The sequence below is a fragment of the Alkalicoccus luteus genome, from assembly GCF_012034335.1.
GTDB classification, from domain to species: domain Bacteria; phylum Bacillota; class Bacilli; order Bacillales; family Salisediminibacteriaceae; genus Alkalicoccus; species Alkalicoccus luteus_A.
Genome location: NZ_JAATHJ010000022.1, coordinates 20,070 through 46,011 on the forward strand (window position 1 = coordinate 20,070; position 25,942 = coordinate 46,011).

Consider the following 25,942-nt stretch of genomic DNA (forward strand, 5'->3'; position numbering starts at 1 on the left):
GAAACAGTTAGAAAAAATGTACATCCAGATCGGTCTACTGTTGTTATTGTTTAATAAAAAATGACAGCTGACGGACATTTTGCTTTCCAAAACTATTTTTTTGCGATCGGTCCCCTCCCTTTTCTCATTTTTGATGTACTTGAAGACCGGAAGACAAAAGAGGAGGAATCGATATGAAACGAATTGTGTTAAAGGAAGAGCTTGCAGTGATTACAGGAGACTATAAGCTGGCGATGGTGCTGAATCAGATGATGTACTGGAGCCGCCGCACGAAAAACCGCGATGGCTGGGTGTATAAAAGCGGGCAGGAGCTGGCGGAGGATATGCTGATGAACGTGTCTGCCTATTCCATGCGAACGTATTTAAAGAAGTTGACGCAGCTCGGGTTCATGGAGGAGCGCCGCAATCCGGTGATGAAATGGGATAAGACGATGCAGTACCGCGTCTGCTGGGAAACGATTCAAGGAGCTGTAGAAAATGCCGGGTACAGCTGGGAGGAAGAGTCCGTTTCGAACGTAAAAAATTCCGTTTCGAAAAAGGAAAATACCGCTGCTATACCAGAGAATCCTGCAAAGATAACACCAGAAAGACGAGAAGACCCGCTGGCTTCTCTATGTATCGATCAGTTTGGAATGATTGAGGGATTAGAAAAGCGGCTTGCAGCATGGCGGCCATTGTTTCAGGACTTTGAAGCGGTACTCCGAGAAGCGCTCGCAAAAGCGGCCTCATACGGAGCCCGCTCCTTTTCCTATGTGGAAAAAATGCTGGAGTCCTGGAAGACGGTGAAACGACCGTTTACCCAAATGACACCTGTCAAAACAGCGCCGGTACCTGCATGGCTGTCAAATGATCAGCCGGTTATTCCGTCTTCTCCGGAAACCCTTGCCGCACTCAGGCAGCAGGCAGAATTGCTAAAGGAAGGTCTTGCAGCGAAAAAACGGCTCCGCAGAGCATAAAAAAAGGCTCTGCCAGAAGTGGCAGAGCCGTGAAGGTTTCTTGTTATTTTGGATCTTCTTCTTCCTCGTCCTTCAGCTTCTCGTTGTAGTAATTAACGGAGAACTGCGCTCCCTCATCTACCATCGAGTTGTCCTGAATGTCGAGCGGATCGGAGTGTCCGACCTTTTCCCGAAGTTCGCGGTCTTCGTCTTCTTTCGTCTGGCCTTTTACTTCTGCGACCGCCCGTTTTACATAGTCCGCTGCTTTCTCACGGTTCTCATTGTTTCGCAAGTAGTAAACGGCGGCCGCTGCTGTTGCTGTTAGTGCGGAAAAGAGTAGTTTATTTGCCATATACGTGTGCGCGCTGTGTCAGCGCTGCACCTCACCACCTTTCTTGTAGAATAGTCAGGCTCGTCTTCCGAGTATCAGGTTCACGACAGCGACGATCAGTGCGATAACGAGCAGCGTATGAATGAGTCCGCCGCCGAAATCCAGACTGAAGCCAAGCAGCCATGCTAGAATAAGAATACCAATAATAGTCCAAAATCACAATGTCCACTCTCCTTCTTTGTCCATAATTAGATTGAATTGTTGATGATTAGTTTTATGACTGCGGTGTTATAGTATCTATTACCAAAAAGCCTATATGCAAAACATTCTTTTTGTGAAACCTGCTGAACGGGCCTGATACAAGTACTAATTCCATTCAGGAAGGGGGTTATCCATATGAAACGACAGTTTGAGTCGGAGCGGCTGGAACTGATCCATCGTGCTTCAAAGGGGCAGGAATATTGGACAGAGGAAAGGACAGCTTCTCTCCCGGAAGCAGCAGCGCGTCATTTGCGCAGAGCCGGCTGGATCGGCAAGCCGGTTATCTGGGAAGCCGACATCATCTGGAAAGAAAGCTTCATTCGTCTTGCTCCCGGAAAACCGTGGACGCAGCTGGAAACAAAGCAGTATTTGTCTATGGTGGAGCCGGCACGCACTGCCTATATGCGGACGAAGCGCATGCCGCTTGAGGTCCGCGACTTGTTTATGGATGGGTCAGGACGTATGGACGGACGGTTTCTGAAAGTCATTCCCGCTTTTCGAACTTCGGGCCCTGAACTCAGTCAGGGAGCGCTGCTCACCATTTTTGCCGAGGCTCTGCTGCTTCCAGCTCTGTTCCTGCATCCCGGCATAAAGTGGCTCGAGCCGACTGCACACGGTATCAAGGTAGCGCTGTCTCACGCCGGTCTGCACGTCACCGGCACGTTTTCTGCCGACGAATCGGGTTTGTTCAGCCGTTTTGACAGCGAAGACCGGCCGTACAAAGAAAAAGACGGTACGTACCGGCTCCGCCCATTTACAGCGGAAGTCGAATCCTGGCAGACACAGGGGCCGCTGACGATACCGAAAGCGATTCGCATCATGTGGCACCTTGACTCCGGTGCTTATGATTACTATAAAGGAACGATCGAAACAATCCAGGAAGCACATCCCGGCTGAAGCAAGCCGTCGTCTTCGTCGATTTGAACAAAGCTTTCCTAAACCGCACAAAAAAAGCTTCTGCTTTCTGCCCAAAGCGAAGCTTTCACTGGCTCTGTTCTGCCCAAGTTGTATTTATGCTTCTTCTTTTACCGGTTCTGCACCGGAAATAGCCTCCTGCTTGGATCTGTTCATCATCAGCTTGCGGTGCAAGTGCTGCATTTCCCGGAGGACATCGCCCATTTTTTTCTGGTAGTGATCGTGGGTGTGCCGGTCCGAATATGTTTGTTTAATTCTCCTCAAAAAATGGAGGCGCCGGCCTAAACTGTCCAGCTGCAGCTGCAGAGACTGTTCTTCTCTTCGCAGTCGCGAAAGAGTGTTTTGTTCCATCAGTGACAGGTTGTGTTTCACGTGCATCTTCCTCCTTCATGTTTTCCTGGTCGTTGGAGTAGAGGAGTGGAGTTCAAGCTTAAAAAACGCCCTCGCCAGAATTGAAAGCGCCTACAAGTCATATTCCACTATTTCCACCGTTCCAAACGCAAATATGGGAAAATCTATGAGGGCAAAAGGACTATTTTTGCTAACTTCTGGTAAGCAGTCATTGCTTGCTTATGTCTCGACGAACGTCTTTTTTTCAGGTTTCGTCAACCTGCTTAAGCAACGTTCGCCGGCTGAAGCCCCCGCGTTCCGCGCGCTTTTTCAGGCGGATCTGCTCTACTTCGTCTGCTGTGCTTCCATAATATTCTGCGAGCGCGTGCAGCACTTCCATTGCATCGGCGATCTCTTCCAGTTTGTCCTGCTGCGCCTCCGCGTGCTCCAGCTCCAGTGCTTCTTCACGCAGCTTTTCGAGCAGTTTTGTTTCGTAGGCGTCCGCATCCAGTGTGGCTGTCTCGCACGTCTTGCCGTCTTTTTCAATGATTTCCGGAATGAGATCCCGGACAAGCTTGTTGTACATGCTAGTCACCATGTGTACCTCCTTCATTGCTGGTTTATGCGTCTCGAGAATCCCTGCGTTTCCTTCTGACTTGATAGACGATGGTGACCACTGCTGCTACGAGCAGCAGAACAAGGAGCGGACTTTCCAGCATCCAGCCGAGAATCGTCATGCAGATGCCTCCTGTTTGAAATGATGGGCTTCTTTACGTTCTTACAGCTTTCCGACTGTCGTCATTTACGTAGCTGCTTCTGTCTGCCATATCTTTTTGACGAAACATACACGGTCCTTTCCAGAACCGTCATAGTCGGCATGAACCGGTATGCTATCGATAACGTGAGTGCCTTCTATAATAGAAAAGCCGTTTGCCTGAAGAAACGCGATTGATGTTTTGTTAATTGGTGATGTGACCGCATAGATGTCGGTTCGTCCCTGTTCCATCGCTTTCTTACAAAACACCTGGTACAGCTCCCTTGCAAGCTTCTGCCTGCGGTAGGCCGGATCGATTCCGACAAAGTGAATATAGGCAGCCTGCGGATCGGCCTGTGAAAGAAAACCGACTAAAAAGCCGCACGTGTTTCCGTCTGATTCTACTATAAAGCACGTTTGCTTAAAATGACGGACGAACAGTCTTGGCAGCATATCGCTCATCTGCCTTCCGCCCCACCATTCGTTGACCTGTCCGATGAGCGCGTCGTAATCGTGAAGCGTCATGTTGCGTATATGCATGTCTTATCCCCTCTCTTACGGCGTATCTGACGCGTGCACCCGGTCCACCCAGGCAGAGACATTCTCCAGCGCGTCGGCGGGCGCAATCCAAATATCGGGTTCGAGCCCGAAGCCCTCCCGGCCGTATGCATCCGGATTCCATAACAAGAAAGCAGGCATCTGCACCGGCATATGTGAATTCGGAAGTTGAACATACGAGCCGGCGTCACTGATCAACGCTCCCATCGTCGGTACTCCGATGATATGTGCGTTCTCAAACGACTGCAGGCTCATGACCATATATTCTGAAGCGGAGCCCGTTTCTTCATCCACTAAAATATACAGAGGTGTGTTAAGCTGCGGCTCTTCCGCTATCGGCTCTTCTGCCTCTTCCCACTGATCATCAAACGACGTCACGTCTATATCCGGTTCAACCGGCACCTCTGACGCATCGAATCCCCGGAACATCTCCGGTTCGATATGATCATAAAACGTGACGACTTCCATTCCCTCTTCCTCGTAGATATCGCGCATATTCGAGAGCAGAATGTGATTCGTATTCGTTTTCAATCCAACTTCAGTGGATTCTGCGGGAGGAGATCCTGTTAAATCATGCACCCATCTTGTGACGAAAATACCCAGACCTCCTCGATTGCCGCGTAAATCGATAATCGCAGCATCCGCCTCTTCCACAGTTTGGACCGAATCCAGCATATCGTCATATGACACATCATCATCATCGTAAACGGTCATGGAACCGAAGCGGATGATCGGAATCTCTCCTTCCGTCATGCTCTCAGCAAAAGTGTCCGTTGAAGGCGAAGCAGTACCTAATGGCCTCACAGCCGTTACGTCCAGCGTTTCGTCTTCTGTCTCTACCTGCCAGCTGTCAGCTGCCGCAGTGGATCGTCCGATGATATGTTCGAGCTTCCCTTCTTCGCTGATATGAGGGACAATCCATTCGTCCGGATTGTCTCCGTTAATGGAAAGAATTTGAGCGTCCTCAAGAAACCATTCGTCGTTGTCCTGATTAACAAAAACATCTTCTATGTAATAAAACCCTTCTTCCCGCTCAAACGGAACGCCGGAGCCAAGAAAGAGGTGCTGATCGGTGACAAATGCATACGTTTCTTTCACCCGATTCATGAAATTGCGGGCAGATATATCTGTTTCGGCTTCTTCAATCCAGTCGATCAGTTCGCTATGGTGCTCTAGAAACACGTCCTCACCGCCGTAATACTCCATCGGTCCGTATCCGTAGCGGAACAGTCTGAGCAGCGTATCGGCATCCTCTCTCATCTCTTCCTGAGATAGCTGATTCGAAGGAGGCGTGATTGGATTAGCCAGCTGCTGCAGCTCCGATATGGACAGCTCCTCCAACTCTGTTTCCTCTAAATCAGGGACATAATTTGCCGGATCATGGTCTTCAGGCGTTTCACCTGCGAGCTCAGCCAGCTCCTCATAGTCATCCTGCTCGCCACTGCAGGCGGTCACAAGCAGGATCGTGCTTCCTAACAGAAGTCGCTTCATCTCATCACCTCTGACTACAGTACGATTGTAAGCATAGTAAGTTTCAAAAAAATGATCGACAGGCCTATCGTTTTTTAGTGTTCATCTTTTCCTAGTTCTATTTGTTTACTAAAATGCTGGGTTAAGGAATAGCTTTATTTTAGTCGAGTATTCGAACTGCTCTACGTATGGAGGAAGGTTTTTACACGTCTTCTCCATTTGTATCCAGTAAGCTTTCTGCGATCCATGTTTTTAGAATGGTATTAAATAAATCAGGTGCCTGTAATGAAAATCCGTGACCTGCGTCAGCTATCATCATCCCTTTGCTGTTCTCATTGCGATGGACCATTTCTTCCAAGCTTGCCTTCATCATCGTTCTTTCTTTTTCCCCGACTGTGATAAGCATGGATCCTTGGAAGGATCGAAATGATTCCGGCAGACAAAACGACATGTTCTCTTCCATCACGCTGGCAAAAGCAGGCTTCGTCATCTGGCGGCTCTCTTGATAATACTGCTCATGCTGATCCTCCGGGAGGTACATGTAGGTCGCCTGCACCTTCGAAAAAGCTTTCCATTTCACTAATCGCAGAGCGTGCTTCATTAACTGAATGAGACAGCCTGCGAAAGGGACAGGTTTAACTAATGCACTATTGATCATCACTGCATCAATCAGGGAAGGCTTCTTTCCAAGCATGGAAATGACCACCTGTGCCCCTAACGAAAAGCCCACTACCACGACCTTTTTCTCTCTCCCTTTCCTCTTTACTAACTTCAGGCATTCATCGGCTGCCTCATCGATCGAAAAAAACGTGTACTGATTACTTTTTCCATGCTGAGGAAGATCCGGTACAAGACAATGATAGCTATCCGCAAATTTTTCCAGCTGGGGTCTCCACATCCATCCGCTCACTCCGCCGCCATGTAAAAACATGAGAAGGACTTCACGGTCTTCTCCACATTCTGTATAATGCACATCATTCACCCTCTTCTCGCAATACGGCCTTATGATACTATGATACATGATTTTCCAATTAGCGTCTTTCTTCCCCCTGAGGTAACCGATCGAGCGTTATCGAACAAAAAAAGGCCCCAGTCCCAAAGACTGCGGCAACGCTATGTATAAATGGTATTATGCCTGCCACTGCTGATAGTAGCCACGGCCGTCAAACTGCTTGATTATTTCTTCGGTCCGCGGTGGATTGCCTTCTTTCCACTTAGCGGTGACCGTGTACGATTCGTCCAGACTGGAGATCGTCACGTGCTTATTTGTAAGATCCATCTGAGCTGCTGCGAAGGCTTTCACTTCGTCCAGCACGGCATCGCTGATAATCTGCGTCGTGCCTGTCCCGTAGTTAATTTTCCACGTTTGCATGTGTTCCCTATCGCCCCTTTTACCATGCTGATTTTTGTGGCTACGTCATAAATACCCGCTCATGACAGGCTTAAAACCATTCTTAAAGAAAAAACCGGCGGAACATGTTCTCCGCCGGTTTGCCTCTTATTCACCGAGAGCGCTTCGAATCGCCTCTGTATTATGCTCCATCATATCGACGTATGAGCTGATGCCCGTATCGTCTTCCCCGATGCCGTCCGTGTACAGCATGTCTTCATAGATTGGTACATCTGCGTTCTCAGAAACTGTTTCCATATAGTTCGGGCTTACCGTTGACTCGACAAAGACGTAAGGAACGCCGCGTTCCTGTACTTCATCAACCATGCCGGAGATTTGAGAAGGCGTTCCTTCCTCATGAGAATTCAGTTCCCAAATGCCTGCCGTGTCAAAATCATAGCGCTCGCCAAAATATACGAGAGCATCTTCACTGATCGTCAAAAAGCGGTGCTCTTCCGGCACGGCAGAAAGCTCTTCTTCGATCCACGCATCCAGCTCGCTGATCTCTTCCAGATAGGCTTCGGCGTTGGCTTCGAAATCTGCTTCTGCCTCCGGATTCAGTTCAATCAGCTTTTCTTTAATGTTTTCTACGTAAATCTCTACGTTCTGCGGGTTCAGCCAGGCGTGAGGATCCTCCGCATCAGATTCTTCCAGTGCAATTCCGTCAATGCCATCTGCCAGCTCAACAGCTTCCGTTTCAGAAGCATTATCCATGAGCGACTGCAGCCAGGATTCCAGTCCCATGCCGTTTACGAAAAACGCTTCGCTGTCAGCAACGGTCTGGAAATTGCCCGGCGTCGGCTCATGCTCTTCCGGCTCCTCGCCACGCGGCACGATGTAATCAACCTCAACGTGGTCCCCGCCGACCTGCTCGACAAAGTCAGCGATGACCGAAAAGCTTGCGGTTACTTGCAGCGTATCACCGGCTGCTTCCGCTTCATTTCCCTCTGCATCTGCTTCATTGCTTTCTCCGACGTTTTCATTCAGTCCTTCCGTGTTCTCGTTGTTTTCTGCTCCGTTATCGTTTAGCCCCCCTGAGTTCTCATTGTTCTCTGCTCCACAGGCTGTCAGAAATAGCACACCCATCGTTAATAATCCTGCTCGTTTCATCATCAAACTCCTTTTCTCCACTACCACATATTATGGCTTCGTGTAACTTATTTGTTTATAACTATAAATGTTTACCTAATGCAAATCTAGGGTTATTCTACATGATGTACTCTGTGATGTCTATAGATAATCTTGTTTTATAGGTTGATGCTGAACGTGCACACGCTGCTGCATAACGGCTAACCATCATACAACGCATACGATCAGTGCTAATAACAGAAAAAAACTTCCGCTGAAAACAACAGAAGCAAACTCATTCGTTCTGATGAAAATTAATTGGCCATAATTACACGCTTCACGTATTACGTTTTATATGCTGAAGCCGTTTTTTAGCATCATCGAGCACGCTTTCAAGCTTTACGGAGAGCGCCGTCTGTGGAATATGAATTGACGCTTCAGCGCCGGTCAGCTCCCGGTTAAGGTTCAGAAGCGCAGCTTTTCGTTTCGACATTCTCTGTTCCAGGCCGCTGGTTTCGTTGAGCCGGACACCGAGAAAGCGCTGACCGCCGTATGTAAAAATGAACATCGACTCCACTTCCTTCCAGTAGACGCGGCCTGCTCCGACAGCGGATGCCTGATCCACGAAGCCTTCCGAGTCGAGGATGACGGCCGGCTTTTTGATCATCAGCCGTTTTGCCGCATAAAGGCCTGCTAAGGTGAAAAACGGAACGCCGATCCAAAAGACGAGCACTTCTGTCAAAAGCGTCAAACCAATCTCCGGGCTGAGATAAAAAAATATCCCTGCTGCCACAAACAGCCATGCGCCCAATGTAAGAAGCACAAGCTTTGTTTTTTGCATGGTAAATGACAATCTCTTTTTCCATCCTGACTCACTTCCTCTCATTTCCATTGTAGCGCAATCTTTCATTCTTTTTTACAATCGTAACGATTATGATTTACAAACTGCATTGTTTTCCGTATACTACAGGTTGAGTAAAACGGAATCGTTACGAAAGGGGTATGAAATACATGAGAAAAACGAAACTGTCTGCCATCGTGCTCTCGGCTGTCTTTTTAGCAGCCTGCGGCAACAATGAGGCTGCAGACAACAATACGAACAATGCTGAGGAAAATAGCAACACTGCCGCAACGAATGAAGAGGAAAACGAGGCCGCCGAGGATCAGGATCCAATTACGGTAAAAACAACGCTCTTCCCGCTTGAGTATTTTGCTCAGGAAATTGGCGGTGACTACGTAGAAGTAGAAAACATCGTACCTGTCGGAGCAGATGCGCATACGTTCGAACCTTCCTCCAACCAGATGATCGAAATCGCAGAAGCGGATCTGTTCATCTATAATGGCGTTGAATTTGAAGGCTTTACAGAAAGCGTGCAGGAAGCTGTTGAAGGTCAGAATGTCGAAATGGTAACAGCTTCTGAAGGAATCGATCTGATTTCTTACAGCCATGGCATTAATGATGACCACGACCATGACCATGACCATGATCACGACCATGACAACGATCATGGACATAATCACGATGATAACAACGATGATCATGATCACGACCACGATGACGATAATCACGGCCATAATCATGATGACAACAACGATGATCATGACCACGATCACAGCCACGGCGATGAAGATCCGCACCTATGGCTCGATCCGAAGCGTGCTGCTGAGCAGGCAGAAAACATTAAAAACGCGCTGAGCGAAGCAAATCCAGATGCAGCTGATACGTTTGAAGAAAATTACGAGGAGCTGTTAACCCAGTTTGAAGAGCTGGACGAGCAGTTTGTCGAGCTTTCTGAGAATATGACGCAGGACATCATCGTCGTTTCCCACGCCGGCTATGGCTACTGGGAAGAAGAGTACGGGATCCGTCAATTAGGGATTGCTGGTCTCTCCCCTTCAAACGAGCCATCCATTCAGCAAATGGAAGAAACGATTGAATTTATGGAAGACAACGATATTAACTACGTGATGTTCGAGCAGAACATTCCGGAAAACATCACCGAAACAGTCCGCGAGCAGGTCGGTGCTGAATCTCTTGAGCTTCATAACTTAGAAGTTCTTGTTGAAGAAGATGTAGAAAATGAGGAAACATACTTTTCTCTAATGGAGCAGAATCTCGAAACATTAAATACTGCACTGCGCTAAGCGAAGGGCCGCCGAAATCATTTCGGTGGCTTTTTTTTGAACTATACGTTTCAACATACAGTATAGTAGGTATTTAATGGAAAGAAACAATCGTTGGAGACAGTCGTTTGAGCAGCTAATCGGAGCACTTTTTTAAAAAGGAGAATGATACGATGAAAGCACTTTTTCTGAACGGTTCGTTAAAGCCGTCCCCTGCCCTTTCCCATACCTCTGGATTATTGGAGGAAGCAGCGGAATGGTTCACAAAGCTTGGCGTGGAAACCGAAGAAATTCGGCTGGCTGATTACCGCATATTACCTGGAATGGAGAAGGACCTTGGTGAAGGTGATGAATGGCCGGGGCTCCTTGAAAAAGTGATGGGAGCAAACATTTTGATTATGGCAACTCCCATCTGGATCGGGGAAAAAAGCAGTGTGATGACGCTTGCGATGGAACGGCTTTACGCAGCTAGCAGTGACTTGAATACGAAAGGCCAGTCGATTTACTACAATAAAGTGGGCGGTGCCGTTGTAACCGGTAACGAAGATGGAGCAAAAGAAGCCGCAAAATCCATCCTTTACGGCCTGTCGCACATTGGCTTTACAATTCCGCCGAACGTCGATGCCTACTGGGTTGGGGAAGCGGGACCCGGACCGTCTTATTTGGAAACGGACCGGGATAATGCTTTTACCAAGCAGAATACGAAAATCATGTGCTACAACCTCGTACATTTTGCCAGCATGTTTCAGGAGCGTCCTATTCCACCAGAAGGCAACACCCGGAATTGAGCTTATTAAGTATCGATAGCTTCCGCACAGACACCTGAACGATCGTGGTTAGCGGCTAACGCCGGTTTGCCTGATACATCGGCAGCCACATAAGGATAAAAAAAGATGCATAGAGCCCGGTCGCAATGCCGAGCAGGGCGTTGCGGCTCAGCGGTGCGAACCAGTAGCTCTCTTCCATGAGCAGAGGTCCGCTCACAAACGTTACCGTGCATAAGAGAATCAATCCGGCCGTATAAAGCGGTGAAAGTTGCCTGCCCCACCGTGCGAGCAGGAACGCTGCCGCCATGCTGATGACCATCATTCCTAGGATATGACGAAATACGCCTGGAACGGCCCAATCGTAAAAACGGCTTCCATAGTCGAGATAAATGAGCAGCATTGGCAGCGGAAAGGCGAGCGCACTCACGTAGATGATTCTGGTGAACGTGTCAGCCTTCATCTGAAAACCGTCCAATCGTAAACGAAGTGAGATCCATTGTCGTATCGCTGCCTTCGACGAGCTGCACGAGCGCTTCTCCTACTGCCGGCGCGAATTTAAACCCGTGTCCGGAAAATCCTGCTGCAACAGCGATGTGAGCAAACTGCGGATGCCGGTCGATGACAAAGCTTCCATCCGGCGTCATCGTATACAAACACGTTTTGCCATGCTTGAATTTTCCTGACAGTGGCAGGAACCGGCTTAGAAAAGCTGACGTGTCTGCGCTGTCCGCTGCCTGAAAAGGAGCGAGCTGCTGCTCCGGATCGACCGCTTCCCCGCCGTCGTGGCGACCCAGCTTGATTCCTGCCTCATCGACACTTGAAAACCCGTAAAACGTTCCGTCCGCTGTTTCCATCGCAAATCCTGGAAATACGTGTGCCGAGTAGCGTGCTTCATCGGCCTCGTACCAGGAAAACGTTTTGCGAATAGGCTGCAGCGGGATTCGTAGCCCGAGTTGCTTCAAAACTGCTCCGCTCCTCGCTCCGGCAGACACAATCAGATGCTTTCCGGTGCAGCTGCCGTGGTCCGTCACCACAGTCACAAAATCCGCCGACGGTTCAACGGATTGCACGGTCGTGTGCGTATAGAGTTTTGCTCCTGCTGCGAGCGCTTCCCGCCGGTAGACGCGAAGCGCTTTTTCGGCATACAGGACACCTGCCTCCGGTTCATAGCAGCCCGCGTAATCAGCCGGAAGCGCAAGGCCCTTCCAGCGAGCGTTGGCCTCTTCAGCGGTAAGAACATCGAGCGGAAGGTTATATTCACGGGCACTATCGATCATTTGATTCACGAACGTCCCATCTTTTTTACCTGCTCCAAGCACTCCTGTTTTCACGTACATCTCTTCTCCCGTCGCATGCTCCAGCTCCTCCCATAGCGCTTTTGCCCGGAGTACAAACGGCACGTACTGTGCCCCTTCTGCATAAGCGAGCCGAATCATCCGCGTATCACCGTGATGACTGCCGGAATTGTGCGGTGGATCATCCGCGTCAATCATCACCACGCTTTTTCCGTCTTTCGCTGCCGTATAGCCAGCCGCAAGCCCCATCGTTCCTGCGCCGATAATGATCACATCAATCATGGAAAGCCTCCTGTTATGTTTTAGTAGAAGAAAGATTTGCGATAAGCAGCATTCCTGCAGCTCCAGCTGTAAATGTAACCCCTGAAGCCAGCCACACTGCTGGTGCTGACGAATCGAGATTTACCATGAGTGCATACAGAGAACCCGTAACAAGACCCGTGATGAGCAGGTAGGTACGAAAAGGATGTTTTGAAAGAGCTGCTTTAACAAGTCTGCTAATAACGAGCAGGCCCGTTACAGCGCCTGCTGCGATCGGGAGTAAAACAGAGAAATTCAGTTGCAATACGGCCGCCGTCACCGTTTCATACACACCGAGAATCGTCAAAATAAGTGCCCCGCTCATTCCGGGCAGTACAAGCGCTGTACTGGCAGCCAGTCCTGCAGAACCTAGAAATAAATAGTGTACCCACGTACTGCCTTCTGTTTCAAATGTGATTCTTCCTCCTGCTGTTTGCAGTAAAATGACAACAGCTATTCCTGCACAAATCCACCCTGTTTCTTTGAGTCGAATTCCTTTTCCCATCGATGCTGTTTCTTTCACCAGTCCAGGTAAAAAACCGGTGATGATTCCTGCAAAAAACAATAAAGTCGGAGTTCTATATGTATGAAGCAAATAATCGACTGTCCAGATCGCTCCGAGAAGCCCCGTCACCATACCAAACCCAAATACCGCTAAAAACGGAATCGCCTGATGACGATCTTTCGTTGACAGCATACTCAGTGAAGCGATTAGTTTCTCATAAATACCTGCGATCATGGCCACCGTGCTTCCGCTAATTCCCGGCACGGTTTCTGTCACTCCTACGGCCACTCCTTTCCACCACAAGCCTCTCATTACTCCACCTCCCAGAAATCTTTTCCAGCTCATTGTAGCATACCTTTTTCCAACCAGTTTGCTCATCCAATTTTTTCATGCGGACGTTTTCTGCATTTGATGGTATACTGTATTCGGAATCTCAGTCATTCCAATACCTTCAGTAAGGGGATCAGTATGAATAAGCTGACACTGTTTGGTAAAGCAAATGCTGTTTTCGGAGCGCTTCTGTTGATCGTCGGATTTTATGCTGCCTCAGCAGAATTTCTCGGCGGTACGTTTTCGGTTACACCGCTGATCTACATTGCTCTCGGCGCTGTGCTGCTCATCAATGTATTCGTGTTCCCTGCTGCTTCGCTGAAAGACCATACATAAGGAACGAAAGAAGCGCCTGTTGGGGCGCTTTTTTATATTTATAAACTATCTATCTTGATGCTTTGTAATGAAATTTATGACATTTATATGCTTTGATTTGGTATGATAAAAGTATATTAATTAGGGGGTATGATTATGAAAAAATCATTAGGTCTCCTTTCGATTAGTGTTATTTTACTGCTGGTTGCTTGTGGTGAAGAAAACAATGTGAATGAAACAGAAGCAAGCAATAACAACGATGCGACTAACCAAATTGAAGATAGCCCAGAAAACAACTCTAACAACGGTGATAATGATGAAGAAGTAAGTAATGAACATGATAATTCTAATGAAGCTGCTAATGACTCGGCCGATCAAAACTTGAATAATGAAGATGAAGAGGTCATGGAAGAGGTTCAGGAGGATGGATGGGAAACAGAAGTTGGAGAAACCATCGAAAATGAGGGCGGCACATTCACACTCCATGCCCGACAGGATGATATTGATACAATTGAAACTGGTCCAGTCATAATGGATATTCTTCAAGTAAACACAATATCCGGTGAACTAACACCTGATATGGCTGAATTGATGGAGTCAGACGTGATTGATTACATTCAAATTGATGTTGAGGTGCAAAACTCGTCTGATGACGATATTACATTCTATGTAAATCAGGCCACTATCTCAACAGATACAGGTGAGCAGCTTGAATCTGATTGGCTGATGTCTGATTATTTAGACAGTGATATGATGGCAAATACGAATCACAGCGGCAGCTTCTTTTTTATCCTTGAAAATTCAAATGCAGAAGATGTAAACAGTGTAAGAATGACATGGTCAGCCCCGATTGATGAAGACTGGAATGAATTAGGGGAAGACATCGATATTGAAATTTCATTTTAATGAACTGTTATCTAACCCTATATTAACTTAACGTATTTTTACAGAATACGCTTAAGAGCTTAAAACAGTTAACAGGCCCCCGGTCATCATTTGACGGGAGCCTGTTATTTCGTTGTTCCGGTGTGACGTCATTATCATTCTTCCACCTGAAACTGAAATGTTTCCTGACGCGCTTCTCCTGCTTCATGCCAGTCCAGGGTGATGATGATCGGTTCTTCGTTTACAATACTCCCTAAAAAGGCGGGATTTTGAGCGCTTCCTCTCCGTTCCTGCTCCACTGTCTCGCCTGCCTCCACTTCATCGACTGAGGAAGAGGCCATTTCATTCTGATCCAATTCTGCAGATAGCGACGTGATCCGTACATTTTCTGCAACCGCTGATTCATTCCTATACTCAGCTGTAATGAGCACTTCTTCCCCTTGATCGTCACCGGCTGCCAGTTCTTCAACTGAAACTTGCAGCTCCCAATGATCTGAAGACTGCTGCCACTCATAAACACGCAGATCGTCCGCTGCACAGCCGGCGAGCATTATCGCGCCGGCTATAAGTAACAACCTCACCATGTATCCTCTCCTTCCTTTCATTTACACGCACTTGTTAATACAGGGTGCCGGGCTCTTCAACAGGCAGCTCCGAATGTCCGCTGACTGGTGCCGGCTGCACGTGCTCAATCCTGTCTGCCACATCAGGCTGCATCGGAATGATCAGCGTGTACGGATTATAGTCGTCGGTGCAACCCTCGTGCCCCTCTGCCGGATCCGGATGCAGCTCGGCGAGTCCGCTTTCAAACACGCGAATTTCAGTAGGTTCGACCGCACATGATCCGGACTCACCTGAAACGACAGCAAGAAAAGGAGTCTCTTCCGGATCCAGATCTCCCGGAATTCGCAGGCTTTCGGCAAGTGGTTCTGGCTCATGCACAATCGCCGCACGGTCCGGCTCACCTCCGTCAGGATGCATTGTCACTTTCGTCTCACCCTCAAGCGGAGCGCTCCACGATTCATGGTCCACTGTCGGCAATCGTTCTTCTGTCTCATCTGTCAGCACATGCACGGCAATCGCTGCGTCATACGCCTCATCCCGCATGTTCGGTGCACCGCCTATCCACACTTCCACCTCGTCCCCTGCTTCCATTATGTCAGGCGGCAGCTGCTCCTCGCCTTCTTTCATAATGTCCCCGTCCATCACATCGACATCGTTCTCGTCGTCAATCGTCATGAAAAAATCGTCATCGATCTCTGTCACCGTGCCGGTATAGTCAGGGGCTTCGACCGGAACGTTTGCATCATCCCGTTCGTTGGAGTGCGCTTCGTGCCAGGTTATAAAGGAAATCGAGCCAAGATCCGCCCTGATCGCAGCTTCATCCACTGCATCCATAGACGTGACGCGCACGTCCATTTCGTGATTGCGAATCGACGAAACGACGTCGATTAAGGCACCGTGTTCGTACCAGTTTCCGGCCTCTTCCGTAAATCGTTCCGCCAGCTGCTTCAGCTCGTCTTCCCTATAGGGCACGCTCTGCAAATAAACGGTCTGTTCATCACCTGACTCCAGTGTTTCGGCGAACGCTGTAAGCGATTCTGCTGCGGCTGATACATCATCGGCTGCCACCTGCTGCACGACGCTTCCATTTGCCGCCGCTCCGGCTGAACTGTCGGAGGCGAGAAACAATCCGCCGTCCTCGTCCAGTTCCTCTTCGCTCCAGGTGCGCATCACGTCCAGCAGTGCTTCCCGATCGTCTGCCGGAACGTCTACAGTCGTATAATCAGGCTCACTGCTTTCTCCCGCTACTCCCGCTGATTCATCGCTTTCGCCACAGGCCGCCAGTATCAACATGGCTGCGATGATTCCCCTTTTCATAAAAACCCTCCTCTTATCGTGTTAGACGAGAAGTGTACCTACACGTTTCACCAATTGGCAGTTTATTGAAACCGCTCCCGTCTTCATTCCGTAGTTATATGAAAGGAGGCGGTTATGAAAATAACATTACCTGTACTGGCAGTCCTGCTTATCTCAGCCTGTTCGAATGAGGAGGTTATCCGAGATAAACAGGAAATACCGGATTTCTCAAGTGATTATGACGTAAACGTCTGGGAGATCACATATGAAAGCGACGGCTATATGATTGATGGATATATCATCAGTGCGGATGAAGAACCGGCACCGACGCTGATCATCAATAGAGGCGGAAATCGAAACTTTGGTGAAGTGACGCACGATGAACTCGCTTTTTTTTCACAGCTACTGGGCCGATCAGGGCTACACGGTGATTGCCAGCCAGTACCGGGAGGGCGGCAGCAGCGAAGGCGAGGATGAATTTGGCGGGGACGATGTGCACGACGTGCTGCAGCTGGCACACGTTGCGGAAGAGCTCGCTTTCGCCGATGCAGATGAGATCTATATGCTCGGCTTTTCCAGAGGAGGCATGATGACGACCCGGGCCATACAAGAAGGCATGGACATCCAGGCCGCGGCTGTCGTGGGAGGAGCGACTGATATCCGCGAGCTGTATGAAAACGATCGTCCTGAAATGCGGCCGCTGCTCGCTGAACTGATCGGCATTCCCGAAGAGGTGCCGGAGGAGTATGAAAAACGGTCAGCAGTCCACTGGGCAGAAGAGATCGACGCACCGCTCCTCCTTCTCCACGGAGAAGCAGATGATCAGGTCCCGGTTGACCAGGCCGAAAAGCTGCACGAAGCGATGAATACCGCCGGGCAGGAGTCCTCGCTGCTCACCTATGAAGGGGATGATCACAGCGTGCAGGAAAACTGGGATGCTGCGCAGGTAGAGATACTCGACTGGTTCGAACGTCACTAAACAACGAAAAGGCTTTCTGCAACATACTCTGCAGAAAGCCTCTTCCCCTTACGAATTTTGCTCATGCCGCTTCTTTACTCCGATCAGCAGAAGCCCGAAAAAGGCCAGCGATGAAAGCAGCACGAGCAGCTGGGCAGTCTCGGACGAAGTCGTGAAAAAGACGACGCCGTTAAACAGCAGAAACACTGCGATGATCGCTAACGCTGCTATTGATGGGTACTTCACGCGTTCCGTTCCCTCCATTCGTCTTCCAGCATGCTCATTTCAATTAAGTTCCAGTATGTATCGCCGACTTTGCGAAAGTCACGGTACGTGCCTTCGTAATGAAAGCCGAGCTTCTGATACGCATGAATGGCAGCCGCATTAAAATCAAATACGCCAAGGCTTACCCGGTGGAGCTGCAGGTCGTCAAAAGCTGTGGAAAGAGCATGTGTTACCATCTGGCCGGCATACCCGCGGCCGCGCTCTTCCGGTACACCGATGATCACTTTGCCGATCCGCGCACTGTTATGGGTATGATCAATCTTTCGAAGCGCCAGGTGGCCGATGAGCCGCCCTTCTTTTTCAGCGCTCCAGATGATGCTGTCCGGTTCTTTCCGGTATTCCTCCAGCTGCAGCGAGGTAAGCGGGTAGCTAAACGTCGTCCCTGCCCACTGCACGAGCATTTCCGGCGACGTGATCCAGCTGATTAAGGTCGCATCATCTTCTGCCGTAAACGGACGGATCGTTAACGTATCAGCTGATTTCATAATGCAGCCACTCCGATAACGTTGCGCCCATTTTTGCGTAAAACGCCTGAGCCGGCTCATTGTCCGCTGCTGTTTCCCAGACGAGCGACGCATAATCACCGTCGCGCACAAAATCCACGCACGCCGTAAACAGCTTTTCTCCAATCTTGCCTCCGCGCATCTCTGCCGTCACGTACAGGTCATTCATGATCGCCTGCGGCTTCATTTTTAACGTGCTGAAGCTCACGTACAGCGTGGCAAATCCGACAATCCCCTCTTCTGTCTCAGCGACGAACTGTACGCCGAACGCTTCATCATCCAGCAAGCGCGTGATCACCGCTGCGGTCTGCTTAGAGTCGGGCTCTTCCTGTTCATAAAACAAGGTGATATAGTCGTGCATCAGCTTTTGCAGCGCTTCTGCATCCTGAGGCTGTGACCGTCTAATCCAAACGTCTTTTTCCACACTGGTTTCCCCCTCTATCCTCATATCTGTTGCTTATCTTTCCACTCTTCCCGCAGATTGACGAGCTGATACACCATCTGTTCCTGCAAAATCTGTTGTTCGCGGAAGTGCTGCTTCACTGCTTTCAGCAGAATGAGAAGCAGAACACTTTGTCCGATAAGTACGAATACCGCAATGATAACGGCAGCTGTCAGCATGGTCGACTCCTCCTTTCGGTGTCCTCTTTCTTTACCACCAGAGGAGACCGGCTAATCCAACCAGCGCGAGAAAGGCAAAAGCTGCTCCGATCACGAGCTTTGTGCGCTCTTTACCTTCAGCTGAAACGGCTGCTTCCTCCTGCCTCGCTAATAAGCGGAAGGCGGCAATCAGAATCCCCAGCACGAGCAGGCCGAGAATACCGACGACCGCGCCAAACATCCCCATGCTAGTCCTCCTGAACGAACCCGAGCTCGTTACCATCCGGATCCTGAATCGTAAATTTGCGCGACCCGTACTCGGTTTCAAACAGCGGCTCCAGAACGCGGACCTGATTTTTCAACTTGCCCCAAAGTGAGTCAACATCCTCAGCGTGAAAGTTAAACCGCCCGGCTGACGGAAAGTCCTCGTTTTCCATCAGGCCGAAAACAGCTCCATTAGCTGCTTCAAAGTGAACGTAGTTCGGCCGTTCCTTCGGCCACTCGGTTTCCACCTTCCAGCCAAGCGTTTTCGTATACCAATGAACGGCGCGCTCCAAATCCTTCACGTTAATGCGCACGTGCGCCAGTTTCGTCTGCATGAACTCGCACTCCTTTCGATCCTGATTTTATTCAGTTTATCAAACTATGCAGCTGAAAGCGATTTCTTCAAGTAAAATAGGAGCTTTTCATAGATTCGTTTTATTGGTTTACTACTACTAAGGAGGGATATTTATGTTCGAAACAGACAGGCTGATCTTGCGTCCTTTTATCGAAGAGGACTTGGACTGGCTGATCGATATTCTCGGAGATCCGGCTACGATGGCTCACTACCCGCAGCCGTTTTCTGAACGCATGTGCAAAGACTGGATTGCCCGCAGTCAAACGTTATATAAGGAAGGGGCCGGTTTGTATGCCATTCAGCTTAAGGCAAGCAATGCCATGATCGGGGACTGCGGCATTACCTATCAGATGATCGACGGGGAAAGACTGCCGGAAATTGGCTACCATATTCACCGCGACCATCAGGGACATGGATTTGCTACTGAAGCCGCTTCCTTTTTTAGATTAAATGCATGCTCAGCGCTTCAGCTCCCTGCTGTTTACTCCTATATGACTGCTGACAACGCTGCCTCCAGACGAACGGCTGAAAAAATTGGCATGACCCACCACTCTAGCTTTTATCGTGATGACGTGGAACACGCCGTTTACCGTGTCCACTGTATTGCCCGAACTTCAATGGAGAAGCGTTCATGAAGCTGACCTTTATTCGCCACGGCGAAGCAGCTCATACGCTGCACCCTCCGGATAGCCTAAAGCTGGATCATCCTCGCTTAACGCAGCTTGGCAGGCAGCAGGCGGACGACCTTCGCATTGCTCTTTCTGAAGCGGCACCGCCTGACGTTATTGTAAGCAGCCCGACTCGGCGAACGCTGGAAACTGCTTCGCTCGTCTCACCTGGCGATGTGGAACACGTTGTCACACCGTTCATCGGTCCAAGAGTCTTTCCAGTCCCTCAACTTGGACGCACGCTTCCATGTGACCGGCTGCTTGCCAAACAGCATTTGGGCGAAGACTTTTCACAGTGGCAGCTGATGCCAGAAAAAGATACGATGCTTTGGCGGGGAGCTCTGAATACGATGCCGGAGCCGACGTTTTATGTGCACTGTGAGAAGCTGCTTACGTGGTGCCGCTCAAGTCAGGCAGAGCACATTTGGCTGTTTTCTCATGACGGAACGATTGCTGCCTATCGTCAGTATATAACGGGTGAACGGATCACACGTAACGATTTTCTCGGTGAAACAGGCGTATGGACGACGTTCATTTAATTACTGGTTGACTTCTCTCCAGCTCTGCGACAGAATATAAACGAACGCTTATATACACATTCGATGCTGGAGGCTTACACACATGAGACAATCCTTAACGGCGGAATTCGTCGGTACCTACATCCTTGTATTCGCTGGCACGGGAGCCGTTGTTGTTAATGAACTAACCGGAGATATTACACACGTGGGAATCGCACTCACGTTTGGACTCGTCGTCATGGCGCTGATTTATACGTTCGGTCACATATCCGGTGCCCATTTTAACCCCGCGGTGACGATCGGCTTTTGGGCGATGCGCACCTTTCCCGGAAAAAGCGTGCTTCCTTACATAGCGGCTCAGGTAGGCGGTGCGACTGCGGCGAGCCTGACGCTGCTTGCCCTGTTCGGAAACGTCGCAGACCTCGGCGCGACGCTGCCTGCCTATGCCCCTGAGCAGTCGTTCATTCTTGAAATCATATTAACGTTTATCCTCATGCTCGTCATCGCCGCTTCAGCCGTTCACGCAAAGGCGATTAAAAGCTTCGCCGGCATCGCGATTGGAGCAACGGTCGGGCTGGAGGCGATGTTTGCCGGTCCAATCAGCGGTGCCTCGATGAACCCGGCGCGCTCACTCGGTCCCGCACTCGCTTCCGGCACGCTCGAGCACCTGTGGATTTACCTGACAGCAACGGTGATCGGAGCGCTGCTCGCTGTCGGTGTCTACCGGCTGCTGCAGGATTGACCTAAGACACATTGGAAAAGTCTGTATGATTTCATGATTGACAATCCCCCGCTTCCGGCGTAGCTTTAAAAGCAGGAAGTATAGGGGGGTTATTTTTTATGAGAAAAAAGAAAACTCGTCATAAAAATCAATACGCGGTGATCGGCCTCGGACGATTCGGAGGTAGCGTCTGCCGGGAGCTGCATAATATGGGCCACGAAGTGATGGCGATTGATATCGATCAGGATAAAGTCGATCAGTACAGCCGATTTTCCACTCATGCCGTTCAACTCGACAGCACCGACGAACGGCAGCTGCACGGCATCGGCATCCGCAATTTCGAACACGTTGTCGTCGCAATTGGTGATAACATTCAGGCGAGCATTTTAACGACGCTCGTGTTAAAGGATGAAGGCGTGTCGCAGGTGTGGGTCAAGGCGCAGAATATGTATCATCAGAAGGTACTTGATAAAATCGGCGCAGACGTCGTCGTGCATCCGGAATTTGATATGGGCAAACGAATTGCCCATAATATCGTCTCCGATAAGGTTATCGATTATATCGATCTGTCCGATGACTACAGCATCATCGAGCTTCGCGCTTCCGATAAGATTGATGGGGAAACGCTTATGTCACTGCAGCTGCGAGCGAAATACGGCATCACGCTGCTTGCGATTAAAGACGGTGAAGCGATGAATATTTCACCAAAGCCGGATGAACCGATCCGTACAGGTAATATTCTGCTCGTCATTGGCCATAACAACGATCTTGAGCGATTCGAAGATACGGAACTGTAGCCTGGTGTTTTTTCATCCTGAAAGGAGCCGATCATGAACTGGTATCTCCACGTGTTAAAAAACTATGCAACGTTCTCCGGACGGGCCCGCCGAAAAGAATACTGGATGTTTTTTCTCGTCCATTTTATGATTCTTGTCGGGCTCGCGATGCTGGAAACGCTGATTGGACTGCCGACGGTGATTTCTTCCGTTTACAGTCTGGCGGTCCTTATTCCGTCTCTTGCCGTCGGTGTAAGAAGGCTGCACGATACGAATCGCAGCGGTTTCTGGATTCTGATCAACATTGTTCCGTTTATCGGCTGGATTATTTTTATCGTGTTCATGGCATTGGAATCAGATTCCGGGAGCAACCGGTTCGGTCCCAATCCGCAGCATGCACCTGAACCATAAGCGCAGATTTTTGAAACCGACCCCGCCGCGGGTTGGTTTTTCTTATTTTCCGTGCACGGTTCCTTACAAATGATATCGTACCGTGTATACTGGAAGTCTGATTGTGGAAAGGAGATCATGACACGTGGCACTCTTATTAGGATTTTTAACTGCCGTCTTATTTGGAATCGGTGATTTTCTGGCCGGCCAGGTAACTCGCCGCATGCCGACGCTTGCGGTCATTTTTTATGCGCAATTAGCTGGTACGATTATGATGATTCCAATTGTACTGCTTACAACTGATACATACAGCACAGATGCTCTCATTTGGGGAGGTCTCTCAGGCGCCGCGCTGGCAGCTGGCTTTTTGTTTTATTTCCGGGCACTTGCAAATGGAAAAATGGGCGTTTCCGCGTCCATTTGCGGGATTATGTCGGCGATTATGCCGGTGACAGCCGGTCTGCTATTCGGAGAACGTCCCGGTGTGCTCATTTTTGCTGGACTGGTTGTCCTTACACTCGCGATCGTATTAATCTCAAAGCAGGATGAGAATGACGATACTGCTGCTTCAGCCAAAGTGATGCTGGAAGCGGCGACGGCGGGCTTTCTGCTCGGGCTCTTTTTTGTGCTCATTTACGTTCCTCCGGCGGGTGAAGCGATGTGGACCGTTCTGTTTACGATGGCCGGGGCGCTCTTTCTGACAGCCGCTGTGATGATCGTGCAGAAAACAAGCCTTCAACTGACCGTTCGAGCCGGCGTCCTCGTTAGTATTATGGGTATCTTTCAAACGTTAGCTGCCGTGCTCTATATTATAGGCGTCAATATGGGGCTACTCTCGGTCATTGGACTTGCCGGATCCATGTCCCCATTGTTCACGCTTCTCTGCGCCCGGCTGATCATTCAGGAAAAGCTGTCCGGCTGGCAGATGACCGGCTTTCTAATGGCGCTTGCAGGCGCCTGCCTGCTCGTTCTTGGTTCGTAACTTTCGCTCAAATGAACAATTAGGGACACGTTGTTCACTCTACTGAAAAATAAGCCTTTGGACCTAACTAGGACTATTTACAAATTTCGACATTGTTTGTAAGATATATAGAAATACCAAGCGATACCCGCTTGAGGAGGAATGCACCATATGAGCCCGTCGTTAACTTCTGCACAGCAGGCTGCCGACATCGTTCACCGTCACTTCAGTTCCCCGTCCCTTACTGTTGGTCGTATTGCGAAGGAGCTTTTTATCTCCGAGTCTCACCTCAGCATGCTGTTTAAGAAGGAGTTTCAGACTGGTCTAAAGGCTTATCTGGTCGCATACCGGCTCGATGCCTCCCTGCGCCTATTGGCGGGTAATCAGCTGTCGATCGAAGAAGTCTCGATCCGCGTCGGCTTTCAATCCGCAAGCTATTATTCTTCCGTTTTTAAAAAGCGCTACGGCATCTCCCCAAAAACGTACGCCATGAAGCACGTCTTTGCCGGATCAGCCAGTTGAACTGCGTTCGTCTTTCTATTAGGCCATTCGCCGGTGATACGTGCATCTTAGCACTAAAAAAGAAAAGCCGCTCCCACGCTGGGAACGGCTTCTTTTTATACAAACAAGGAAATGGTAACACCGATCAGACCGATGAAAGCCATGATGTATACCGGCTTTTTCGGCATGTCGCCGCCGTTTTCCATCGCGCGTCCGAACATGTAAAACACGAGCGGGTGCACGAGGAACGGCATCGAGAAGACGAACGGAATAAGCAGTGCTGCATTCTCTCCGAACATCCCTTCCTGAATTGCTGCAAACAGGCCGAAGTGCGAAATCGCCGAGGCCTGCGCCATCGCGGCATAGTCAATCGCGAGCGGTCCCATGTACAAAAACGCCAATCCGCCGAACACCGCGCAAAGCTGCCAGCCGAAGGAAAACTGCATCAGTGACGTTACTTCGCGGCGATCCTCTCCACCTGCTGCGCGCAGGTTTTTCAGTGAGAGAACCGTCAGGCCAAGACCGATTGCAACGAGCAGAAGCGCCGGCCATAGCCAGAGACTTCCCTGCTCTGCACTCACAGCCAGAATCGAGAAGACAAAAATGTGACCGAAAAACGGAATGTTAATCATAATTGGCGCACGGCTTGCTGCCGTTTTTCCGAAGTCCCCTGCCGTACACGCGCCGGTTAAACCGGAGTGTGACAACGCCCCTGCCATGCCCGGCGCCAGATTGCGGGCGTTGGATGTGCGGGCAAAATACATCAGCAATGCAATCCCGCCGAACATCCAGACGAGCTGGCCGAAGAAGCCGTAAACGAGCACGGCATTAACGCCCGGAATGTCGAACGCCTCACCGATTCGCGAGCCGCCGACGAGAAAGTTCGCGGCGAGCACGATCGGAATTCCCGCAAACAATAGCGAGCGCAGCGTGGGACCGAACGTCCACTTGTAAAACACAGCCCCAATCGCAGCGGACACCATCATTGCAAAGAAAATCTGCGGCAGCGCAATGACCGGCGCCACAAGCTGGGCGATCAAATATGAAATAAGCAGCACCACAAGCAGCAGCACAAGCTCCACGACACCTTTTCGCAAGTAGAGCGGCTTATTTGTGATACGCGCCTTGTTATCGATTAATATCAGTGATCCGATGATGCCGATGTAGGCGATAACAGGATAATAGCTGCTCAGTTCAGGAGTGCCCGTCCCCTGAATCGCATGCATCAGTCCGTACATGCCGAGCAGAATGAAAAGCGAGCGAACAATGAGAAACATTTGCGTGCGCGTCGTACCAAGAATGACTTCCTCATCTGCCGGCGTGACCATGTCTTTCGCAGCGAGCGATTTTCGCCCGAGAATTTTGCGCAGCTCCTGTCCGCCGACAAAAAACGAAGCAATCAGCGCAATAATGGTTGTCTGCGCCATAATACCGACCATCGGGAATGCCGTCAGTCCAGGGTCGCTTACCCCGCTGTATTCAAGCAAAAAGCCCATCGCCAAACCGAATAGCACAACGATCAAAATGGGAGAATACCGCGTTCCTGCGACGACCGTTCTCGAAATCAGCACGATCGGAATCAGGAAAAACACGATAATCCAAAACTGGTTCAGAAAATCCAGGTTCGTCATAGTAAGCTCTCGTTCCTTTCTAGTTAAACGTCCGCTCTCTATCTTACCGCAGCCAGCGCTTACGCTCAACGATGCTAACCGCTTACATTGAAAAAAAGTCGCAACGAACTGTGAACTCACTGGACAGGTATGGAAAACTGGTGCAGTTTAGGAGAAAATGATGCCGGAACTGCGCAGGATCTGCTTCCGGAGCCGGAAGCTTTCTTACAAAGGGGAGTTTGAGGAAAGTGTTCATCTTCCTTTTCAAAATCATTAACTTCTCTTTGTAAATATTCAACTTTTCCGAAACGAAGGTTTTCGTCGGACTGCTTCCGGGGTCCGGAAGCTTCCTTTGAGGATCTTGATAAGTTGGCGGCACCAAATGAAAAGTTGGCTCGGTCAACTAATAACTTTTTCGCTATATAGAACGCCAAATGAT

At 49.6% G+C, this 25,942-nt stretch carries 37 protein-coding genes; 15 read left to right on the forward strand and 22 right to left on the reverse strand.

Going from position 1 to position 25,942, the window contains the following annotated elements; genetic code table 11:
* Nucleotides 1-173 precede the first annotated feature (173 nt).
* The gene (locus HCN83_RS12750) at nucleotides 174-956 is read left to right on the forward strand and encodes a hypothetical protein (protein WP_168007915.1); all 783 of its coding nucleotides are present in this window, start codon (nucleotides 174-176) and stop codon (nucleotides 954-956) included.
* A 43-nt stretch (nucleotides 957-999) separates the two neighbouring features.
* Here HCN83_RS12750 and HCN83_RS12755 read toward each other — a convergent pair whose 3' ends face one another.
* Both HCN83_RS12755 and HCN83_RS12760 read right to left on the reverse strand, forming a co-directional pair.
* Nucleotides 1,000-1,287 carry a hypothetical protein gene (locus HCN83_RS12755; protein ID WP_168007917.1) on the reverse strand — a complete coding sequence of 96 codons (288 nt, stop codon included), beginning with the start codon at nucleotides 1,285-1,287 and terminating at the stop codon, nucleotides 1,000-1,002.
* A gap of 54 nt (nucleotides 1,288-1,341) precedes the next feature.
* Entirely contained in the window at nucleotides 1,342-1,473 is a 132-nt protein-coding gene (locus HCN83_RS12760) for a lmo0937 family membrane protein (protein WP_168007997.1), read from the reverse strand.
* A gap of 189 nt (nucleotides 1,474-1,662) precedes the next feature.
* Here HCN83_RS12760 and HCN83_RS12765 point away from each other — a divergent pair, with 189 nt between their 5' ends.
* The gene (locus HCN83_RS12765) at nucleotides 1,663-2,424 is read left to right on the forward strand and encodes a DUF6544 family protein (protein WP_168007919.1); all 762 of its coding nucleotides are present in this window, start codon (nucleotides 1,663-1,665) and stop codon (nucleotides 2,422-2,424) included.
* Between the two features lie 114 nt (nucleotides 2,425-2,538).
* On the opposite strand, the gene HCN83_RS12770 is transcribed toward HCN83_RS12765, so the two are convergent.
* The 8 genes from HCN83_RS12770 to HCN83_RS12805 form a co-directional block, all read right to left on the reverse strand.
* Nucleotides 2,539-2,814, reverse strand: coding sequence for a hypothetical protein (locus HCN83_RS12770; protein WP_168007921.1), 276 nt, complete (start codon nucleotides 2,812-2,814; stop codon nucleotides 2,539-2,541).
* Nucleotides 2,815-3,037: 223 nt separating this feature from the next.
* Nucleotides 3,038-3,370 carry a nucleoside triphosphate pyrophosphohydrolase gene (locus HCN83_RS12775; protein ID WP_205774650.1) on the reverse strand — a complete coding sequence of 111 codons (333 nt, stop codon included), beginning with the start codon at nucleotides 3,368-3,370 and terminating at the stop codon, nucleotides 3,038-3,040.
* A gap of 204 nt (nucleotides 3,371-3,574) precedes the next feature.
* The gene (locus tag HCN83_RS12780) at nucleotides 3,575-4,066 is read right to left on the reverse strand and encodes a GNAT family N-acetyltransferase (RefSeq protein ID WP_168007923.1); all 492 of its coding nucleotides are present in this window, start codon (nucleotides 4,064-4,066) and stop codon (nucleotides 3,575-3,577) included.
* A 15-nt stretch (nucleotides 4,067-4,081) separates the two neighbouring features.
* Nucleotides 4,082-5,575, reverse strand: a complete 1,494-nt coding sequence (locus HCN83_RS12785) for a S41 family peptidase (RefSeq protein ID WP_168007925.1) — start codon at nucleotides 5,573-5,575, stop codon at nucleotides 4,082-4,084.
* Between the two features lie 181 nt (nucleotides 5,576-5,756).
* Complete coding sequence (locus HCN83_RS12790) at nucleotides 5,757-6,527, reverse strand: alpha/beta fold hydrolase (RefSeq protein WP_168007927.1); 771 nt, start codon at nucleotides 6,525-6,527, stop codon at nucleotides 5,757-5,759.
* Nucleotides 6,528-6,683: 156 nt separating this feature from the next.
* The gene (locus HCN83_RS12795; RefSeq protein ID WP_168007929.1) at nucleotides 6,684-6,926 is read right to left on the reverse strand and encodes a hypothetical protein; all 243 of its coding nucleotides are present in this window, start codon (nucleotides 6,924-6,926) and stop codon (nucleotides 6,684-6,686) included.
* A 126-nt stretch (nucleotides 6,927-7,052) separates the two neighbouring features.
* Nucleotides 7,053-8,054: a metal ABC transporter solute-binding protein, Zn/Mn family gene (locus HCN83_RS12800; RefSeq protein WP_168007931.1), complete on the reverse strand. Its 1,002-nt coding sequence runs from the start codon at nucleotides 8,052-8,054 to the stop codon at nucleotides 7,053-7,055.
* 295 nt (nucleotides 8,055-8,349) lie between these two features.
* On the reverse strand, nucleotides 8,350-8,853 hold the full coding sequence (locus HCN83_RS12805) for an STM3941 family protein (RefSeq protein WP_168007933.1): 504 nt from the start codon (nucleotides 8,851-8,853) through the stop codon (nucleotides 8,350-8,352).
* A gap of 170 nt (nucleotides 8,854-9,023) precedes the next feature.
* On the opposite strand from HCN83_RS12805, the gene HCN83_RS12810 reads away from it, so the two are divergent.
* Nucleotides 9,024-10,157, forward strand: a complete 1,134-nt coding sequence (locus tag HCN83_RS12810) for a metal ABC transporter solute-binding protein, Zn/Mn family (RefSeq protein ID WP_168007935.1) — start codon at nucleotides 9,024-9,026, stop codon at nucleotides 10,155-10,157.
* A gap of 152 nt (nucleotides 10,158-10,309) precedes the next feature.
* Nucleotides 10,310-10,924 carry a flavodoxin family protein gene (locus HCN83_RS12815; protein WP_168007937.1) on the forward strand — a complete coding sequence of 205 codons (615 nt, stop codon included), beginning with the start codon at nucleotides 10,310-10,312 and terminating at the stop codon, nucleotides 10,922-10,924.
* Between the two features lie 55 nt (nucleotides 10,925-10,979).
* On the opposite strand, the gene HCN83_RS12820 is transcribed toward HCN83_RS12815, so the two are convergent.
* Genes HCN83_RS12820 through HCN83_RS12830 form a run of 3 tightly spaced genes read right to left on the reverse strand, consistent with a single transcriptional unit; the run spans nucleotide 10,980 to nucleotide 13,315 of the window.
* Nucleotides 10,980-11,363, reverse strand: a complete 384-nt coding sequence (locus tag HCN83_RS12820) for a hypothetical protein (protein ID WP_168007939.1) — start codon at nucleotides 11,361-11,363, stop codon at nucleotides 10,980-10,982.
* Nucleotides 11,353-12,480: an N-methyl-L-tryptophan oxidase gene (gene solA / locus HCN83_RS12825; protein ID WP_168007941.1), complete on the reverse strand. Its 1,128-nt coding sequence runs from the start codon at nucleotides 12,478-12,480 to the stop codon at nucleotides 11,353-11,355. The genes HCN83_RS12820 and solA overlap by 11 nt, the downstream gene beginning before the upstream one ends.
* Nucleotides 12,481-12,493: 13 nt before the next feature.
* A complete protein-coding gene (locus HCN83_RS12830) occupies nucleotides 12,494-13,315 on the reverse strand; it encodes a DUF368 domain-containing protein (RefSeq protein WP_168007943.1) in 822 nt (273 codons plus the stop codon).
* Between the two features lie 156 nt (nucleotides 13,316-13,471).
* Here HCN83_RS12830 and HCN83_RS12835 point away from each other — a divergent pair, with 156 nt between their 5' ends.
* Both HCN83_RS12835 and HCN83_RS12840 read left to right on the forward strand, forming a co-directional pair.
* On the forward strand, nucleotides 13,472-13,669 hold the full coding sequence (locus tag HCN83_RS12835; protein ID WP_168007945.1) for a hypothetical protein: 198 nt from the start codon (nucleotides 13,472-13,474) through the stop codon (nucleotides 13,667-13,669).
* A gap of 135 nt (nucleotides 13,670-13,804) precedes the next feature.
* On the forward strand, nucleotides 13,805-14,554 hold the full coding sequence (locus HCN83_RS12840; RefSeq protein ID WP_168007947.1) for a hypothetical protein: 750 nt from the start codon (nucleotides 13,805-13,807) through the stop codon (nucleotides 14,552-14,554).
* Between the two features lie 134 nt (nucleotides 14,555-14,688).
* Here the strand turns inward: HCN83_RS12840 and HCN83_RS12845 are convergent, their stop codons facing one another.
* Nucleotides 14,689-15,117 carry a hypothetical protein gene (locus tag HCN83_RS12845; protein WP_168007949.1) on the reverse strand — a complete coding sequence of 143 codons (429 nt, stop codon included), beginning with the start codon at nucleotides 15,115-15,117 and terminating at the stop codon, nucleotides 14,689-14,691.
* A 34-nt stretch (nucleotides 15,118-15,151) separates the two neighbouring features.
* On the reverse strand, nucleotides 15,152-16,414 hold the full coding sequence (locus tag HCN83_RS12850) for a hypothetical protein (RefSeq protein WP_168007951.1): 1,263 nt from the start codon (nucleotides 16,412-16,414) through the stop codon (nucleotides 15,152-15,154).
* Between the two features lie 114 nt (nucleotides 16,415-16,528).
* Between HCN83_RS12850 and HCN83_RS12855 the strand changes: the two genes are divergently transcribed.
* Both HCN83_RS12855 and HCN83_RS12860 read left to right on the forward strand, forming a co-directional pair.
* A complete protein-coding gene (locus tag HCN83_RS12855; RefSeq protein WP_168007953.1) occupies nucleotides 16,529-16,870 on the forward strand; it encodes a hypothetical protein in 342 nt (113 codons plus the stop codon).
* On the forward strand, nucleotides 16,773-17,372 hold the full coding sequence (locus tag HCN83_RS12860) for an alpha/beta hydrolase family protein (RefSeq protein WP_168007955.1): 600 nt from the start codon (nucleotides 16,773-16,775) through the stop codon (nucleotides 17,370-17,372). Before HCN83_RS12855 ends, HCN83_RS12860 begins: the two co-directional genes overlap by 98 nt.
* 48 nt (nucleotides 17,373-17,420) lie before the next feature.
* Here HCN83_RS12860 and HCN83_RS12865 read toward each other — a convergent pair whose 3' ends face one another.
* The 6 genes from HCN83_RS12865 to HCN83_RS12890 are packed head-to-tail and all read right to left on the reverse strand — an operon-like array spanning nucleotide 17,421 to nucleotide 19,338.
* A complete protein-coding gene (locus HCN83_RS12865) occupies nucleotides 17,421-17,615 on the reverse strand; it encodes a hypothetical protein (RefSeq protein ID WP_168007957.1) in 195 nt (64 codons plus the stop codon).
* On the reverse strand, nucleotides 17,594-18,121 hold the full coding sequence (locus tag HCN83_RS12870) for a GNAT family N-acetyltransferase (RefSeq protein ID WP_168007959.1): 528 nt from the start codon (nucleotides 18,119-18,121) through the stop codon (nucleotides 17,594-17,596). Before HCN83_RS12870 ends, HCN83_RS12865 begins: the two co-directional genes overlap by 22 nt.
* Nucleotides 18,108-18,563, reverse strand: a complete 456-nt coding sequence (locus HCN83_RS12875; protein WP_343033728.1) for a GNAT family N-acetyltransferase — start codon at nucleotides 18,561-18,563, stop codon at nucleotides 18,108-18,110. Before HCN83_RS12875 ends, HCN83_RS12870 begins: the two co-directional genes overlap by 14 nt.
* 20 nt (nucleotides 18,564-18,583) lie before the next feature.
* On the reverse strand, nucleotides 18,584-18,760 hold the full coding sequence (locus HCN83_RS12880; RefSeq protein WP_168007963.1) for a hypothetical protein: 177 nt from the start codon (nucleotides 18,758-18,760) through the stop codon (nucleotides 18,584-18,586).
* A 31-nt stretch (nucleotides 18,761-18,791) separates the two neighbouring features.
* Nucleotides 18,792-18,986 (reverse strand): hypothetical protein, encoded by a 195-nt coding sequence (locus tag HCN83_RS12885; RefSeq protein ID WP_168007965.1) that lies wholly within the window; start codon nucleotides 18,984-18,986, stop codon nucleotides 18,792-18,794.
* Nucleotide 18,987: 1 nt separating this feature from the next.
* The gene (locus tag HCN83_RS12890) at nucleotides 18,988-19,338 is read right to left on the reverse strand and encodes a VOC family protein (protein WP_168007967.1); all 351 of its coding nucleotides are present in this window, start codon (nucleotides 19,336-19,338) and stop codon (nucleotides 18,988-18,990) included.
* A gap of 133 nt (nucleotides 19,339-19,471) precedes the next feature.
* Here HCN83_RS12890 and HCN83_RS12895 point away from each other — a divergent pair, with 133 nt between their 5' ends.
* The 7 genes from HCN83_RS12895 to HCN83_RS12925 all read left to right on the forward strand — a co-directional run bounded on the left by HCN83_RS12895 (nucleotide 19,472) and on the right by HCN83_RS12925 (nucleotide 23,914).
* Nucleotides 19,472-19,993: a GNAT family N-acetyltransferase gene (locus HCN83_RS12895; RefSeq protein WP_168007969.1), complete on the forward strand. Its 522-nt coding sequence runs from the start codon at nucleotides 19,472-19,474 to the stop codon at nucleotides 19,991-19,993.
* Nucleotides 19,990-20,565, forward strand: coding sequence for a histidine phosphatase family protein (locus HCN83_RS12900; RefSeq protein WP_168007971.1), 576 nt, complete (start codon nucleotides 19,990-19,992; stop codon nucleotides 20,563-20,565). The genes HCN83_RS12895 and HCN83_RS12900 overlap by 4 nt, the downstream gene beginning before the upstream one ends.
* An 82-nt stretch (nucleotides 20,566-20,647) precedes the next feature.
* Nucleotides 20,648-21,286, forward strand: a complete 639-nt coding sequence (locus HCN83_RS12905; protein ID WP_168007973.1) for an MIP/aquaporin family protein — start codon at nucleotides 20,648-20,650, stop codon at nucleotides 21,284-21,286.
* A 98-nt stretch (nucleotides 21,287-21,384) separates the two neighbouring features.
* Nucleotides 21,385-22,062 (forward strand): potassium channel family protein, encoded by a 678-nt coding sequence (locus HCN83_RS12910; protein ID WP_168007975.1) that lies wholly within the window; start codon nucleotides 21,385-21,387, stop codon nucleotides 22,060-22,062.
* Between the two features lie 33 nt (nucleotides 22,063-22,095).
* Nucleotides 22,096-22,452: a DUF805 domain-containing protein gene (locus HCN83_RS12915; RefSeq protein ID WP_168007977.1), complete on the forward strand. Its 357-nt coding sequence runs from the start codon at nucleotides 22,096-22,098 to the stop codon at nucleotides 22,450-22,452.
* A gap of 124 nt (nucleotides 22,453-22,576) precedes the next feature.
* Nucleotides 22,577-23,413, forward strand: a complete 837-nt coding sequence (locus HCN83_RS18790) for an EamA family transporter (protein WP_168007979.1) — start codon at nucleotides 22,577-22,579, stop codon at nucleotides 23,411-23,413.
* Between the two features lie 150 nt (nucleotides 23,414-23,563).
* The gene (locus tag HCN83_RS12925; protein ID WP_168007980.1) at nucleotides 23,564-23,914 is read left to right on the forward strand and encodes a helix-turn-helix transcriptional regulator; all 351 of its coding nucleotides are present in this window, start codon (nucleotides 23,564-23,566) and stop codon (nucleotides 23,912-23,914) included.
* Between the two features lie 95 nt (nucleotides 23,915-24,009).
* Here the strand turns inward: HCN83_RS12925 and HCN83_RS12930 are convergent, their stop codons facing one another.
* Nucleotides 24,010-25,524: a hypothetical protein gene (locus HCN83_RS12930; RefSeq protein WP_168007982.1), complete on the reverse strand. Its 1,515-nt coding sequence runs from the start codon at nucleotides 25,522-25,524 to the stop codon at nucleotides 24,010-24,012.
* Nucleotides 25,525-25,942 lie beyond the last annotated feature (418 nt).